This window comes from Bradyrhizobium sp. 482_C4_N1_8, assembly GCF_052075965.1.
GTDB lineage: Bacteria > Pseudomonadota > Alphaproteobacteria > Rhizobiales > Xanthobacteraceae > Bradyrhizobium > Bradyrhizobium barranii.
In genome coordinates this window covers 2285583-2301845 of the sequence record NZ_CP197231.1, presented here as the reverse complement: position 1 = coordinate 2301845, position 16263 = coordinate 2285583, and the positions used below count along the sequence as shown (strand labels likewise).

Here is a 16263-nt window from a genome sequence, read left to right as displayed (position 1 = left end):
AGCTCAATCGTTGCGCGACGCCGTGTCGGACCGAACGCGCGTCACGTCCTTTGCGTCGATCGGGGCAGTCGCCGCCCCCCAACTGTTTCTGATATAGCTGAGGACCGCCGCGATCTCGCGGTCATCGAGCTGCCATCCGTAGGAGGGCATCCCGGGCGCCGTCGGCTCGGCCATCGTACCTACACTTCGCGCACCGCGGAGCACGATTCGGATTGCCGTTGTGGGATCATTCGAGCGCACCATCGTGGACTCTGCGAGGGCGGGAAATAGGTGGGGAACGCCCTTGCCTTCGATCCCGTGGCAGGCGGAGCATTGGTCCCGGTAGATCGCGCCTCCGGCCGCCATCACGTTCGCACCCACCGGGGCAAGCCTCGCCTCATCCTTGTTGCCCGGCAATGATTTCAGATACGTCGCAATAGCCTTCGTATCCTCATCCTTCATCCTGGACGTCGACAGCTCGACGGCCTCCGCCATCGGCCCTGTCGCAGCGGTAGCGCGATTGTGCCCCGTCTTGAGGTAGAGCGCGACATCGTCTGCCGTCCAACTGCCCAGTCCTGTCCGCCGGTTGTTGGTGATGTCAGGCGCCGACCAGCCCTGGAGATTTGCTCCCTGCAGATATTGATCGGTTCGATCGCCTCCGAGCAGCGTCTTCGGCGTGTGACAGGCTCCGCAATGCGCCGGCCCGTCGACGATGAACTTGCCGCGATTCCATTCGGCGGATTTGGTCGGTTCCGGCTTGTATTCACCTGCCGTGAAGTAGAGCGCGTTCCACACGATCATCGTTGAGCGGATATTGAATGGAAACGGAAGCGTATCCGCGTTGCGCGAATTTCGGACCGGCTCCAGCGAAGTCAGATAGGCCCGGATTGCCATCACATCGTCACGCGACATCCGGGTGTACGCATTGTAAGGCATGGCCGGATAGAGATGCGCGCCGGTTCGTCCGATACCCTTTCTCACCGCGGCATCGAATTGATCGTCGCTCCAGGCTCCAATGCCCGTTTCCAGATCGGGCGTGACATTGGGCGATATGATCTTGCCGAACGGCGTTTCGATCGGCCGCCCACCCGAAAACGGCTTGCCGCCGGGAACGGTATGGCAGCCGGCACAGTCCGACAGGATCGACAGATAGCGCCCGCGTTCGATCTGGGTGAACTCTTGCATGTTTGCGGAGCCGGCATGCGCGCGGCCAGCCAGCGACGCCGAAACGAGCACCGCGCAAACGAGCGTGCATACGCGAGGAATCCTACGCATCGACCAGCCTTCCGGGATTCTTGAGGTACTGGTTCCGGATCGCGGCCGCCGACCAATAAGCGAGCGCGCCGACCGTGAGCGTCGGGTTGTAGCCGGCGTTCTGCGGAAAGGCGCTTGCCCCCATCACGAACAGATTCGGGACATCCCAGCTCTGCAGATATTTGTTGAGGACGCTTGTCTTGGGATCGGCCCCCATGATCGCACCGCCGTTGAGATGCGTCGTCTGGTAGGTCGTTATGTCGTATGGCGCGGTTCGATACTGCACGGCGAGCTTTTCAGCGCCCATCGCCTTGATGATCTCGGCGAACTTGTCGGTGAGAAACTTGTTCTGCTTGATCTCGTTCTCCTTGAGATCCATCGTGATCCGCATCAGCGGACGCCCGAACCGGTCCTTATAGGTGGGGTCGAGATCCAGGTAGATGTCGCGGTAGGCGTAGAAGCTGCCATGCACACCGGTGCCGGGCTTGACCGTGCTGAGATAATTGTCCTTCACCGCCTTCTTCCAGTCGGCGCCCCATGCCGGCGTTCCCGGCGGCACCAGGGTGCTTTCGATCGGACGAGCACCTGTCTGCACCTGGCCGACATAGCCGCCGCCGACGAAACCATGCGGCCCGTGATCGAAATTGTCGCCGTTGAACTCGTCGATACACATCCCGATCGAACCCGATGCGATGAACGGGTTGAAGTTGAACTTCTTGTTGTCGAAGAAGCCATTGACCGACGAGATCGTCTGGTGGGTGTAGTTTCGGCCGACGACCCCAGTGTTGGTGACGGGGTCGTAGGGCTGCCCGATTTGCGAATGCAGAAGAAGCTGCACGTTGAACATCGTGTAAGCCGACAGGATCACGAGGTCGGCCTGCTGCTCCCATTCTTCGCCGCTCGAGTCCACGAATGTCACGCCGGTAGCGCGCTTGCCTGAACGATCGACATTGATCCTAACAACCTCTGAATTGTCGCGGAGGCTGAAGTTCGATTTTCGAATGAGATGCGGCAGGATGGTTGTTTGCGGGCTGGCCTTGGAATAATTGCCGCAGCCAAACCACTCGCAGAAGCCACAATAGGTGCAGGGGCCAAGGCGCATGCCCAGCGGGTTCGTATAGGCTTGCGAGAGATTGCCCGAAGGCTGCGGGAACGGCTTGTAGCCGAGCTCGCGCGCGGCTTTCCCGAACAGCGTATGGCTGAACGGCTGGGCCTGCGCCGGGGTCGGATAAGGACGGGACCGCGGCCCTTCGAACGGATTGCCGCCGTCCATGATCTTGCCGCTCAGATTTCCGGCCGTCCCCGACGTGCCGCACAGATATTCAAAGCGATCGTAATGCGGCTCGAGCTCGTCATAGGTCACGCCCCAATCCTGGATCGTCATATCCGGGGGCAGGAACGCCGCGCCATAGCGTTCGGTCAGATGTGTCTTCAGCACGAAATCCGACGGGAGAAACCGCCACATTTCGGCATTCCAGTGCACGCCCCCGCCGCCGACGCCGTTCGGCGGCATGAACGCGCCCCAGCTCCGGATCGGCAGCGCCGTCTGGTCCATCTTATTGCGGAACGTGAACGTCAGCTGGTCCGGACGCAGGAACAGCTCGTGCCGGATGCGATAACGAAGTTCGTCCTGCATGTAGCCCGGCGGAAAATCCGTCGGCGCGTCGCGCCATGGACCGCGCTCGAAAGCGATGACCTCGAGCCCCTCGTCGGTCAGCTCATTAGCCATGATCGCGCCGGTCCAGCCGAAACCGACGATGACGACGTCTTTCCTGGGAAGCCTTCGGGACATGCTACGACCTCGTCCATTGCGCGTTGCCGGTCATGCCAACCGGCGGCAGCGGAAAGCGCTCGTTGTGGCGGTTCACCCAATCGAGATAGTTGTAGCGCGCGCCCGGATAGCCGATCATCTTCCACGCGACCATGTCGCGGTTCCCGCCATAGATCGGGTCCGCGAAAAATCCCATCTGCGCGTCCTTGACGAGTTGCGTGAAGAACGCCTTGCCGTCGACGCCGTCGAGCTTGAGCTCGCCCTTCTCGACCGCCTTCAGAAGCGCGATCCTGTCGTCGCCGGAGAGCTCGGCGAAGGGCTTTCCACCACTGTGCTGCTTGCACGCACGATCGAATGCAGCGAGACCGTCCCGATAATCCTGTGCCGGACCGTTCGCCGACTGATGGCCCTGATTCTTCAGGCCGGGCTGAAACGGTGGGCGCACATACAATCCCTCCTGCCGGCCGTAAGGCCCAGCCAGCTGCCGGTCGATGAACACGGCGGAGCCGGCATCCTTGCCGCCCGGCGTCTCCGGATCCGGCGGGATGATGCAATCAACGAGTGCCTCCATGGCTCTGCCTTCTTCGCCGTTGAAGAACTCCCACGGCCCAAGCTTGATTGGCGGCGGCGGATTTCCTGCATTGGGAACCCAGGGCAACCTCCCCGCGATCGTGGCCGCTTTGACGGTCGTCGCGCTGAACAGCAGCATGGCCGTTCCGGCAAGGAACTCCCTGCGCCGCAGGGCGATTGTTGCGGGCTTCGCCTGTCTCATTTGTTCTTCCTTATCGGTCGACTACGCTGTCAATGACAGTTCGGAGACGGCCAATCGCCCGCGAACACCATTTTGCGCGAGCAACGCAACCGTCATTCGGCCAAAACCCGAACGGAAGTGAAACGCCGTATGTCGCTTATGACCCGCATCCATCGCTCATGATCGACAGCAATTATCCGTGAATACCCGCGATCTCACGAGCGGTGCTCCCGAATTCTACAGTGGTCCATCGATCGTGTATTCCACGAAGCGCATGATATTCCGAAAAGACACGATGCCCGACCGCAGAGGGTACAGAGGTTACCGCAAACCAATCCCGAAAATGACTGCCCTGCCCGGCTCGCTTGCGCGTCGGCCACACCAATGCATGAAGGCGTGTCGCTGGAAGTTGTCGCCTCCGGTATGCGCACAGAAAACGACGTTGAAGTCGGATGGTTCGATGTCCGTCTTGGGCCACTAGCGAAGGGCGCAAGCGCTTCGAATTTGCACGAACTGATAGATCGCAAATCGCTGATTGACCCACATCTCGGTGATGGTGCGCTCAATGCGCGCGTTATAGGCGGCGGAGGTTCATGATAGACCACGCTCATACGCCCTCGTAGACCAACTTGGTGAAGTAGCCTCCATCGACGACGAAGTTGCCGAATCTGTCATCAAAGGCCGCGGTCGGCCTCGCGGCAACGGTCTCGTCGCGAGATAATCCTCGCTCTTTTAGAGTTGCAACGCTATCTCTAACAACTACGAGCATCTCGCGGAACTCCTTCAACTCGGATCGATTGCCGATAGGCTTTCCGTGGCCGGGGACGATGATCGTTGCGTCTGTGGTTGCTGTCAGGTTGGCATCAGATGCAGCAATCATTCCGTCGATGCTGCCTCCCGTCGAGTAGTCGATGAACGGATAGACTCCGTTCCAGAACGTGTCGCCGACATGAACAATATCCGCCTCGGCAAACGTAACGGCGATATCACTGTCAGTGTGTGCGGAAGCGTACCGCCATAAGTGGAGATTTGATGCGTTGAATTGAAGATCGTACTCTTCCGTGAAGACTTCGCTGGGCATTCCATCCAGAGATGGGGGCAGAAAATTGTAGTCCCAGTCTTCCACTCGCTGCACCTTTGAGAGATATTCTCGGGTCTTTTCATGCGCGATGATCTTCGCACCGGTCGAATGCAACCAGGTATTTCCATCGGAATGATCAAAATGCCAATGCGTGTTTATGACATGTGTGACGGCTCCGGGACCCAACTCTTCAAGAGCCCTGGCAAGGCGCGGTCGCGAGATTCCAATACCAGCGTCAACGAGCACCTTGCCGTCTGCCCCCGCGAGAACCGCAATGTTCCCTCCCGAACCTTCAAGCACGCTGATATTGTTACGCAACTTGTGGGTAACGATCGGTGAGACCGCGGCGGCATCTTTGATAGCGCTTACGAGTCCGCGTGCTTCGGCAAATGCCTCACTCGGCGAAAGCCAACGACTAGCGGTCGAAAGCGCCGCGCCCGCGACACAGCAGGAGCAAAAACGTCGCCTGGAGAACACTTGCGATGGAGTGATTGTCATGATTTGCCTCCAATGCTCCACATGGAGCCCATAAACGGCCGAACCGTCCGTGCGGCTCAACGGATTGGAGCGACCCTAATCCCTCACTGACACCAGATCATTTGAGCTCACGTCGGTGTCTGAAGTAGGCACACCGTCTCAAGCGGAAGATCAAGGATAGCTTCAGCACCAGCCTCGCCAAGATTGAAGGCAAATGTCGCACCGAGGGCCTCCGCAAGTCCGCTAATAATTCGCATGCCGCCTCCATTCCTTGGCTGCGCCATCGAACCAGATCCATTGTCCAACACTCGACACACCACGGACTCTTGTGACACCAGACAATCAACCCGAATCACGCCACCTCGCTGATCAAACGCGTGGCGAGCGGAGTTCGTAATGAGCTCTGAAATTATCAATCCCATCAACCACGCGCGTTCGGCAGACAATCGGAATGGCTGATCGACAAGAATTAGCTCAATGCCCGCATTTACGAGCTTGGAGCAAGTTATCGAGAGGCACAGCTCGCGCAGATATTTCGAGGCATCGACAAGATCGCTTTGCGTTGGCATCTGCAGCGCGTGATGAACCCGCGCGTAGGCGTGCAATTGTTCCAGTACATTTGCCAGTGCAGTCTTCACATCGTCGTTTGACGATCTAGCCGCGGTCGAGGATACGACCTGAATCGCCGACGCAAACTCGTTGTTAATTCTATGAGTAAACTCGTGCAGAAGCAGTTGCTCTGAGAATTGGATCTTGGGCCGCGCTATGGTGTTCAAGAGATGCTCCGCCGTCTTGTATGAGCCATATGACAAGGATTGAGACCTCGCTCCGTATTCTGCGACGCTTTCGCGGTATCATCTTTCGAATTCGGACTGTGTTTTGAGATCGAACGCAAAGTGGCATGCTCCGCGGACGGCATTGAGCCACCCGGCCACACCTTAGAGTTGCTTGGCTCGACGCTAAAGAGTTGCTTGGATCGACGCTAAAGAGTTGCTTGGATCGACGCTGACCGCCCGGTCGTTACAACCGTATCGAAATGTCCTTGCACGGCTTTTCGGGCAGAGGCCTTGCCTGCGGCAATAAACTAACTTGATTTCGGACCAGCATAAATCGAGGATTGTTTCCAGCAGCCGGCTCCCCCTACAAAAAGCCTTAGGCTCTACAATGCCCGGCCTACCCATTGATCGCGGTCAACACGAAGGTCGACATGAATCGAGCGAGACGCACGATCAAGTCGTTTCGTTTGGACCGTTCCGGCTGTTCGCCGCGAGACGGTTCCTCGAACGTGACGGCACACCGGTTCGTCTGAGTAGTCGAGCCCTCGACATCCTTGTCGTTCTGGTCGCAGAAGCTGGCAAGGTAGTCAGCAAGAGTGACCTGATCGCGCGAGCCTGGCCTGGGATCACCGTCGACGAGGCCAATATTCGCGTCCAGGTCGCCGCGCTTCGGAAGGCACTCGGCGACGGAGCCACGAGTGCGAGCTATATCAGTACAATTCCCGGGACGGGTTATTGCTTCGTCGCGCCGATTTTTCGCGCGGGGGTCCCAGCATCGACCAATCAGGCGTTTGATCCGGACTACAATCTTCCGCCTAAGGTTACGCGGATTTTCGGACGTGATCAAACGGTCGGGGAAATCGTTATCCGGTTGAAGACCGAGCGCTTTCTCACGATCGTGGGACCGGGCGGCATTGGGAAGACCACGGTGGCTGTCTCAGTCGGTCACGAGCTGAACAACGAGTTTGGCGGCGCCGTATATCTTTTCGATCTTGGACTGCTGAGTGATCCGCTTCTCATACCTGGCACTATTGCCGTGACGCTTGGTATTCCGCTTCAGTCCGCGGATCTCACTACTGCCTTGATTAACCATCTCCGGGACAAACGAACGCTTTTGATCTTTGACAGCTGTGAGCACGTAATAGAAACCGTGGCGACGCTAGCTGAGCGAATATTCGCGAACGCACCGCAAGTGCACATATTGGCGACCAGCAGGGAATCCTTGCGGGTCGAAGGCGAACATATTCATCGGCTACCGCCGCTCGCCAGTCCACCCGATAACGTACGCCTCACCGCTACGCAGGTACTCGATTTCCCCGCCGTGCAGCTATTTATGGAACGCGCTATCGCTGGCGGACGACGACAACTCACGCTGACCGATACTGATGTTCCCATAATCGGGGAAATTTGCCGTCGGCTAGACGGAATCGCCCTCGCCATTCAACTCGCCGCTGCCCGTGCCAACGCCTATGGGATGGAGGGCACCTTGTCACTCTTGAAGGATCGGTTCGAGCTAACATGGGAGGGACGGCGTACGGCGCGCCCACGTCATCACACACTGAGAGCAACGCTCGACTGGAGTTATGATTTACTGCCGCAGGAAGAACGCTTGGTTCTTCGCAGGCTTTCCGTTTTTGTCGGCACCTTCACACTTGAGGCAGCGTGCGCAGTTGCAGCAGATGAAGATCTTGATGACATACGTGTCGCGGCGGCCACCGCCGCTCTGGTTGGAAAATCCCTTGTTGAGGTCGACAAAGGGGGGACAAAACGGCGGTACCGACTACTTGATACCACCCGCACCTATGCTGCAATCAAATTGGGAGAAAGCGGGGAGCTCGACCCGACGAAGCAGCGTCACGCGATCCATTATCGAGAAGTCCTTGAACGCCACGATTCCAGCTCGCTCACAATGTCTCGAGACTTGAGCCTGCGATCAGAAGTGCTCGGTAACGCGCGCGGCGCACTCGATTGGAGCCTATCGTCCGCGAACCACACCGAAGTCGGAGTTTCTCTGGCGGCCTTAGTCGCACCTTTCCTGTCTGAGCTTTCGTTATTGGCCGAATGTCATCGCCTAACGAGGCGAGCGCTGGGAGTAATCGGCGAACCTGATCGCGCCACGCGACGAGAGATGGAATTGCAGGCGTCGCTGGGATCATCGTTGATGCTTACGGAAGGCTACAGCGAGGATGCGCGGATCGCTCTGATGAGAGCACTGGATTTGGCCGAGGTCCTTGGCGATCCGTACTTCCAAATGCGGATGCTTCGCTCCCTTCACAACTTCCACATTGCAATTGGGGATTTCCGCAAGTCATTTGAACTTGCGCAACGCAATGAGGAGGTCGCCCGAAAAACGAACGATCCAGCCCCCATTGCTGTAGCGAATTGGATGCTCGGGCTTTCGAACTATTTCGCCGGCAACCAGCTTTCTGCCGAGAGAAGTTGCGAGAGCCTTCTCGCCGATCCCAGCGTTCCTCGCAACCAGTCGAGTAATTTTGGCTTCGATAGTCATACGGAGACGCGCGTTCGGTGTGCGTTGGCCGCAATTCGGTGGTTTAGGGGATTCCCCGACCAGGCCGTCAAGATGGCGCTGGAGACAATCCACGATCGCACGGATATAGAGCATCCCGTCACATTGAGCACCGGCCTGGTCTTTTCTGGTTTCATGTTCGTTCGCATCGGAAATGTCCCCGTGGCGCGCGGCGTGATCGAGCGACTTATCGCTCATTGCGAAAGGCATTCACTCGGTCCCCACCGTGCAGTTGGTATCGGCTTGAAAGGTGTGTTGGATATTCACCATGGCGACGCAGAGGAAGGCGTCGAGATGTTGGGTGGCGCAATCAGCGCACTGCAAGCTGACCGGTACGAACTGCATCATCCGGCATTACTTGGCAGCTTGGCCGAAGGCCTCGCTAAGCTCGGGCGGAGTGACGACGCATCAGCGACCATCGACGATGCAATCGCCCGAGTTGAAGACAACGGCCAAGCATTCATATTGCCAGAGCTGCTGCGTATCAAAGGCGTCATTTTAGCGTCGGCAGATCAAGAGGATTTAGCGGGCGCGGAACGGCTATTTCAGAGATCGTTGAAATTGGCCGACGTGCAACATGCTCTTTCTTGGGAATTGCGAACCGCGATGAGCTTTGCCGAACTGTGGATACACCAAGGTCGTCAATCAGACGGCTGCAGTCTATTGGCTGCTGTGTTCAACCGATTCACGGAAGGATTCGATAGCTCCGATCTCAAGGCCGCAAAGGCGTTGCTCGGCAAGTTAAGGGCGACTCCGGGCCTTTGATCGACAAAGGTGAATTCAATCGAACGTACCTGAAAGGCGCCCGATGGCATTGGCCGTGGGGCGGGTCTGGGGAGGAAATGCCCACCGGCGGGCCTCGGGACGGCGCGAGCGCCGAATATCAGTCATAAACGCAAGCCGATGGTTGAGAGGTTGATCTTTCAAGGCCTCCCGAAACGACTAAGAGTTTGAAAGGATACGTAGCCATTCGAGCGAACCAGCCACAGCGTGGCAATTTGCAAACGTGAGACACTTGATTCATCCACCGGTGCCCCGGGCGCGGGAAGTCACCTACCCGCTGGCCGAAAAATTTCGCCCGCGGCTCTCGAGGCAATGCCTCTCCATAAGATCGCCGCATCGTTCCTGATGACGCTTGAACGTCCGGGTGGGCCTCGCCGCTGATCAGAGTTCGACCGCTCAGTTCGGTGCCACTCTGGCTGTGGTGGCTGTGGAAGCCACTGCGTCAAGCGCGATCAACATAGCGTGGATGGCCGCCTTCGATTTGGTCTCTGCCTTGTGTCGCTTGGCGAGCCAAATCAGATCATTGTATGAGATCCAGGTCGCCCCCGCTTCGTCCTGCCAGATAAGAGCCTTGAGCGGCAAGTCTATGCCGATAGTCTGCACCGTTTGCATTAGGGGCGTCCCCCCCTTGGCGCTGCCAAAGATCAAAAGGTTTGTCGGGCGCAACTTCATGCCGGCAGCGGCAGCCGCAGCCGCATGGTCAATTCGGGCAAACACCGTCATGCCCGTGGCTTTGATCGCGGCCTCGAGCCGCTCCATCGTTTCCTCTGGGCCGTAGTTGCTCTTGATCGAAATCAATCCCTCTATAGACATCGCCTTTACTCCTTCAAATCCGAACAAGCAGATGGCAACGACCACACCAATAATCGAACCTCGGCTCGACGCATGCGCATCGGAGGCAGTCGTTGTCGCTTCCTTCATGACGTCCAGCTCAGTTATGGTGGCTCTGCGGGTAGTCGAATTCCGGTACCGGAACAAATCCGTTGCGATTCGGCATTTGAACTTTAGGCAGGCTCTGCTTGTCCAACTTCCCATCCATGGGTAATATCCCGTTCAGGCTAAGCAGGTAGGCAGCGACGGCATAGGTGTCGTCGACACCTAGCGAACCGGGTGCCTGGTAAGGCATGGCCCGGTGAATGTAATCAAACAACGTTGTGGCATAGGGCCAGAAGCTGCCGACGGTCTTGATGGGATTTTCGGAAGCGAGCGTGCCCTGACCACCAACCAAGCGATCCTTGATGCCATCTTGGCCGCGCGTGCCGTGACAGCCTGAGCAGTTGTCTTCGAATATCGCTTTACCCTGCGCCACCGTGCCACTGCCTTCTGGCAGGCCCTTGCCGTCCGGCCTCACGTCGATGTCCCATAGTTCGATCTCATCAGGCCTAGCAGGACGCCCGAATTCTTCGGCCAGCACCGGTGTCACCAAGCAGCTGGCAAGGGCAATTCGCAAGAAGAGCTTATGCAAGAACATTGCGGACTCTCCCTGCTGCGTCGATGCTCCAGGTCTGCTGCGCATTGTAGTGAAAGAGCGCGTTTGTTCCCATGAGTGCGATAAGTGCAGCGCGATCTGGTTGAACGTTGCCCTTATCGTCGGTAGAACGACTTACGATCTTTGTGCTTCGGCCATCCCAGATCCAGCTCATCTGAAATCGGGTCTGGGTTTTTGGAAGTACTGGATGACTCAACTCGGCTTGCTTCCAGCTCTTCGCGCCGTCGGTGCTGATCTCGACCTTCTCGACCTTGCCATGACCGCTCCAGGCCAAGCCTGTGATGCGATTGTATCCAGGCTCTATCACCATCGTTCCGGATGGCGAGGTGATAACAGAGTTGGTCTCCATCCTGAGCTGGAACTGGGCCGCCTTTCCGTCTGCCAGAAGCTGCGTATAGCGAGCGGTTTCCCAGCGGGTCATCCAGGGTTGATCGCCGAACTTCAGACGCCGAAGCCATTTGATGTTTAGATTTCCCTCGAACCCGGGCATGATAAGTCTGATCGGGAAACCGTGAGCAGGCCTGAGCGGCTCGCCATTCTGACCGTAGGCGACGAAAGCCTCGTCCATGATCTCGTCCGTGAGTGGAATGCTACGCGCAACGCCCGCGGCATCGCCACCCTCGGCAAGCATCCACGTGGCCCCGGAGTTCTTGCCGACCAATTGGATCAGGAACTTTAATGGCACTCCGGTCCATTCATTCGTACTGACGAGGCCATGGGTATTCTGCACGGTGAGGTTCTCGTCCGCGTTTTTCCAGTTCTCCCACCCGTTACCGGTGCATTCGATAAAGGCCATCCGCGAAATCGACGGCATCGCCTTGAGATCGTTCAATGTTAAAACCAGTTGCTTCTGCGTCATGCCATGCAGCAGAAGACGGTGTTTGGCGGGGTCGAGTTCGGGTACACCCGCATGGCTGCGCTCGTAGTGAAGGTCCGACGGCGTGATCGCGCCGACCAGTTTGTCCAGGGGCGTTTTCGAATTGATCGCGTCGCCGGGGTCGACGTGGCGTCGTCCTGGCCCCGCCTCGGGAATCCGCTCGATATGAACGTACTTTGATCGCTCGCTGTGGCCGCTGAGATCGGAGCCAACTTCCCGCGGCGGCACATCGGCCAACGAGTCAGCCATTGCTCTCCCTGCGACGACACTCCCCGCGATCCCAGCGGAAGCGCCTGTCAAGAATCTTCGACGCGACACTGCGTCTTCGGCGGCCTCACTTGGGAAGTTCTCAAATGCCGGCCTCATGCCGATTTCTCCTATCTGCAAAAACTGACTGATTGAGATTTCGACTGCTTTATCCACGCGGCGAATTCGACGATGCTTCTCCAAGTTCGGCCAATCTCGATTCGGAGTTGGTGGATGGCAGCGTCTGCACGGTTGGCGGAGATTGTCGGGGCAGCACGCCTGACCCGGCCAAGCAAAGCAAGATCAGGCCGGCAAGAACCACCTCTGAACGAAATAGCCCAAAGGACATCAGGGCGATTAGCAATTCGATCATCGCGAATGCAGCAAATGCGACCGTAAAGCCGTACTGCATGAGTGCGCCGAAGATCAGGCTCCCGAGCCCGAAGCCGACAAAAAGCATAAATACGCTTAGGCCCATGGCCTGGCCGGCTCGGCCTTCCCCGAGAGACGTGACGATTCCACCAAAAAGTGGTTGGGTCATATCGTACCCCAAGGACAGTATGATTGCGACGATCGGGATGAACATCACCGGTGTGCCAAGCGCCAACGCCATCGCCGCCAACGAGCTCAAGATTAGACCAATTGGAATCAGCCTCGCACGGCCCCAGCGATCTGCCGCTCTGCCGATCAACGGCCCTAGAAGAAATCCCGGTATGCCGTAGCCGAGCAGCGCGAGGCCGATCGTTGCGGGACCAAGATGATAGCGACGCTCGAGATAGACACCTAACCAGGTGAACACGCCCGAGTGAAACATTGAGTTGAGAAAGACGTAGCCATAGGTCCGCTGGCCACGCGGCGTTCCCAAGAGACGCCTATAGCCATCGAAAACCTGGTAAACTGTGCCCTTCAACGGAGGCACCGTAGTTTCGATAACGGTGAGATAGCGCAAGAGAAGGAGCAGCAGCGACAGGCCGAACCAGCCGACAACGATAAACAACCCGCTCCAGTTCGCGACGGGAATGATCAGCGCTCCCAACGGAGATCCGAACGCCATCCCGCCGGCCATAGCGCCGAAAAGCCAGCCAAGGGGGCGACCGCGCTGCCCATAGGGGTACAGCCGCCCCACAAGCGCTAACCCAAGGGGAACGATCCCGCTCGCGCCAACTCCCGTAATGGCGCGCCACAGGAGCAGTTGCTCGTATGTTCGTGCGGTCGCAGTCAGCATCGTAAGTGCCGAGAAGGCCAGCAGCGACGTGAACATGACACGGGCAATACCAATACGGTCAGCCAACGCTCCGTATACCAATGTCGAAACGCCATATGGGATCAAGTAAGCCGGTACGACGAGGCCAATCTTCTCGTCCGATACCCCAAAGGCATTGGAGAGAACGGGAATAATCGGAGCCACCATGTACGCTTGAAAGAAGACGACGAATGTTGCCAGCGCGATAACTCTGACCAAACGTTCGCGCCGGCGATGGAGGATCGGATCAATGTATTGTCGCATGTTGCTGAATCGCCTTTCACGCGCCAAGGAGACCCCAGCTCAGACCGAAAGCGGCTCCTGATCAGGATTCAGTCCGGCCATTCATTGTTCATGACCACCTCGACGAAGTCTTTTCGCCTGAAGCCGGGAGAAAAATGCTCGAGGACGTCGGCTGTAATGGTGCCGAAAGCTGTGTCTGGTCGATCTCTAGAACCTTCGGTGAAGGCCTTGAATGCCTGACGCTTGAAGTCGATGCGTGGATGCTCCGCAAGGATCTCTTTGACCGTGGCAGCATCGAGCAGTTTCAAATCTCTTCCATCGATATCGGTCTCCACTCCGGCAGCTACGAGAGCTATCTCTGGCTCCATAAATTCCGGAATACCGTGCGTGGTGTGGAGGGCGATCGACGACCAGACCCGGCGGATGGCATCCTCAGGGACGTCATGAGACCTGAGAAACTCGCGAGCCGCATCGGCGCCGTCGACTTCAAATCGCCGATCCATGTGTCGGTGTCCCTCGACTAGACCTAGATCATGAAACATCGTCGCTACGTAGAGCAGCTCCGGATCCGCCTTCAGACCGCGTCGCTCACCGTGAAGCATGCCGAACAGGAACGTCCGCCTGGAGTGATGGTAAAGCAGCGGCGATTCTGAATCGCGGATGAATTCCGTGGTATGATGCGCCAGCTTGGAGTCCGGAATCTTGATTCCAGCGATGATGGATGCACTCACGCTCTTTCTCCTTGATTGTCCGAGATTGGCCTGCATTACCCCCGTCGGCATCACCAGCGTACGTGAGGAGCTCCCACTCTTCTTTCGAGCTCTGGCTGCTTTTGGGAATTGCACGTGATCAATAATCGGCTCTCGACCCACATTCGGATACGCCTGGCGAGAGGTGATCCAACGATATGCAGCCAATCGCGGCCGGCACGGAGACAGGCCATCCGAAGCCGATGACACCCACGGGGATCGGCCTCCTAGCGCAACGCTAGCGTTCGTGGAGATTGCCGGGATCTAACACTCCCCGCGTGTCGCAATCAGGCTTGCAACGCACCCTGTGCTGGCGGAGACACGTCGTCTCATACAAACCGGCCGACACTAGCCGCTAATCGCCAGTACTCCGGCTAATTATTGAGACTCATGGTGGCCTGTCACCTGCTCCGTACTCTCCGTTGGCAGGTTCGCGCTCTCCGCGCGCTCGCTCTCGTCCATTAACACCGGCGGCTCATCGTAGCCTTTACGACTGCTATAAAACAGCAACGCCATCAGGCCAAAGCCGACGCCAAGCGAGAACACGATTCCGAGCGCCATCGCGATATACGTCGACAGCGGCAAGCCCGCGCCATTCCCAAGCCTCGAGCTATGGTAGATGGGGACCGCCGCCGCCAACAAGAATAGCAGAAGCACGATTATAACCACCCAAGAGCCAACTCCCATCCGGCTGGCTTTGGCTTGTGCGCTTCTGTTCGTAACTGCCTTCACGGAACACGTCTCCACCGCATCCTCGTTGATACTCTCAAATGCTGAGAGCGCCAGGCGCGCCGGGCGTTCTCCCAATCAGCCGCGCAAAAGGCTTCGATCGAGGAACCCGCGGATCAGCGGCACCATCTCACTAAACTTGTCCTCCAGCGGAAAATGTCCACTGTCTATGAGATAAAACTCAGCCTGGGGGAGATCGCGCTTGAAGGGATACGCACCGGATGCGGGGAAAATCTTGTCGTTCTTGCCCCAAACAATCAGCGTAGGCGGCTTATGTTTGCGGAAGTACGATTGCACGGCGGGATATAGCGGCGGATTCGTCCGGTAATCGTAGAACAGATCCATCTGTATATCACTGTTTCCAGGCCGATCGAGAAGTGCCTGATCACACACCCAATTATCGGGGGCAATTCGGCTAAGGTCCGACACTCCATCGGTATACTGAAACCTTGTCGTCTCCACCGTCACAAGCTTCATGAGTGCTTGTCGGTGCGCGTCAGAACCATCGACCCAGTATGCCTTGATCGGATCCCAAAATTCCTGCAGCCCCTCTTCATAGGCGTTGCCGTTTTGAACAATCAGAGCTGCCACCTGCTCGGGATGTTTCAATGCCAGGCGCCAGCCAACTGGAGCGCCATAGTCCATGACGTACATCGCATAGCGGTCGACGCCAAGTTGAACGAGCAGATTATCTACTAGCTCACTAAAATGATCGAACGTGTAAGCGAAGTTGGCGCGGTTCGGCATATCGCTCTGGCCGTAACCGGGATAGTCCGGCGCTATCACGTGATAGCGGTCTGCAAGCGCAGGAATGAGGTTGCGAAACATGTGCGACGAGGTTGGGAATCCATGGAGTAACAACACCACTGGCGCATTCTTGGGGCCGGCCTCACGGTAGAATACATTAACGCGATCGATTGTCTTTTTTCGATAGTGCGTCACTGGATAAGCCGGGAGAGCACCCGGCGAAGCGCGTTTCGCTTTTGCTCTTGCATGACTTGGCAACGCTGCAGCAACGATCGCTCCGAACATACCCAAGACCGCACGACGACGATTGACGGCTGACATACGGCGCATGAACTGGGTGACTCTCATTTCAACCTCCATGGAATTGGTTCGACACGACAGTACTTGTGACGGGTAGCGCTCGACTTACGAACCCGACTGGCCGATAAGGACGGCCTCCATGACTGGAGCATTCGCAATCGCGCCAGAGTAATCTCTTGGCCGCGACATCCCCGGTCTCAGGCATTTCATGATTGCAGACGTCCCAAGGCGACACCTCTAG

At 57.6% G+C, this 16263-nt stretch carries 13 protein-coding genes; 1 reads left to right on the top strand and 12 read right to left on the bottom strand.

The annotated features are described in order from the left end of the window. Positions 1-3 precede the first annotated feature (3 nt). The 5 genes from AB7Z56_RS10750 to AB7Z56_RS10730 all read right to left on the bottom strand — a co-directional run bounded on the left by AB7Z56_RS10750 (position 4) and on the right by AB7Z56_RS10730 (position 6089). The gene (locus AB7Z56_RS10750) at positions 4-1254 is read right to left on the bottom strand and encodes a c-type cytochrome (protein ID WP_063981730.1); all 1251 of its coding nucleotides are present in this window, start codon (positions 1252-1254) and stop codon (positions 4-6) included. Further along, positions 1247-3025 carry a GMC family oxidoreductase gene (locus AB7Z56_RS10745; protein WP_063981729.1) on the bottom strand — a complete coding sequence of 593 codons (1779 nt, stop codon included), beginning with the start codon at positions 3023-3025 and terminating at the stop codon, positions 1247-1249. The genes AB7Z56_RS10750 and AB7Z56_RS10745 overlap by 8 nt, the downstream gene beginning before the upstream one ends. 1 nt (position 3026) lies before the next feature. After that, positions 3027-3776 (bottom strand): gluconate 2-dehydrogenase subunit 3 family protein, encoded by a 750-nt coding sequence (locus AB7Z56_RS10740; RefSeq protein WP_063981728.1) that lies wholly within the window; start codon positions 3774-3776, stop codon positions 3027-3029. Positions 3777-4362: 586 nt separating this feature from the next. After that, positions 4363-5334, bottom strand: a complete 972-nt coding sequence (locus AB7Z56_RS10735) for an MBL fold metallo-hydrolase (RefSeq protein ID WP_063986167.1) — start codon at positions 5332-5334, stop codon at positions 4363-4365. 107 nt (positions 5335-5441) lie between these two features. Further along, positions 5442-6089, bottom strand: coding sequence for a sensor histidine kinase (locus AB7Z56_RS10730; protein WP_063981727.1), 648 nt, complete (start codon positions 6087-6089; stop codon positions 5442-5444). A gap of 313 nt (positions 6090-6402) precedes the next feature. Here AB7Z56_RS10730 and AB7Z56_RS10725 point away from each other — a divergent pair, with 313 nt between their 5' ends. Beyond that, positions 6403-9381 (top strand): ATP-binding protein, encoded by a 2979-nt coding sequence (locus AB7Z56_RS10725; protein WP_441256225.1) that lies wholly within the window; start codon positions 6403-6405, stop codon positions 9379-9381. 414 nt (positions 9382-9795) lie between these two features. On the opposite strand, the gene AB7Z56_RS10720 is transcribed toward AB7Z56_RS10725, so the two are convergent. The 7 genes from AB7Z56_RS10720 to AB7Z56_RS10690 all read right to left on the bottom strand — a co-directional run bounded on the left by AB7Z56_RS10720 (position 9796) and on the right by AB7Z56_RS10690 (position 16070). After that, positions 9796-10320, bottom strand: a complete 525-nt coding sequence (locus tag AB7Z56_RS10720) for a DUF302 domain-containing protein (RefSeq protein WP_063981725.1) — start codon at positions 10318-10320, stop codon at positions 9796-9798. A 10-nt stretch (positions 10321-10330) separates the two neighbouring features. Next, positions 10331-10870, bottom strand: a complete 540-nt coding sequence (locus AB7Z56_RS10715) for a c-type cytochrome (RefSeq protein WP_084795009.1) — start codon at positions 10868-10870, stop codon at positions 10331-10333. Continuing rightward, complete coding sequence (gene soxC, locus AB7Z56_RS10710) at positions 10857-12131, bottom strand: sulfite dehydrogenase (protein ID WP_063986166.1); 1275 nt, start codon at positions 12129-12131, stop codon at positions 10857-10859. The genes AB7Z56_RS10715 and soxC overlap by 14 nt, the downstream gene beginning before the upstream one ends. Before the next feature lie 49 nt (positions 12132-12180). Then, the gene (locus AB7Z56_RS10705) at positions 12181-13518 is read right to left on the bottom strand and encodes an MFS transporter (protein WP_441256224.1); all 1338 of its coding nucleotides are present in this window, start codon (positions 13516-13518) and stop codon (positions 12181-12183) included. Between the two features lie 68 nt (positions 13519-13586). Next, positions 13587-14228, bottom strand: a complete 642-nt coding sequence (locus AB7Z56_RS10700) for an HD domain-containing protein (RefSeq protein WP_441256223.1) — start codon at positions 14226-14228, stop codon at positions 13587-13589. A gap of 396 nt (positions 14229-14624) precedes the next feature. After that, on the bottom strand, positions 14625-14831 hold the full coding sequence (locus AB7Z56_RS10695; RefSeq protein ID WP_245328572.1) for a hypothetical protein: 207 nt from the start codon (positions 14829-14831) through the stop codon (positions 14625-14627). A gap of 222 nt (positions 14832-15053) precedes the next feature. Beyond that, positions 15054-16070 (bottom strand): alpha/beta fold hydrolase, encoded by a 1017-nt coding sequence (locus tag AB7Z56_RS10690; protein ID WP_063986163.1) that lies wholly within the window; start codon positions 16068-16070, stop codon positions 15054-15056. Between the last annotated feature and the right edge of the window lie 193 nt (positions 16071-16263).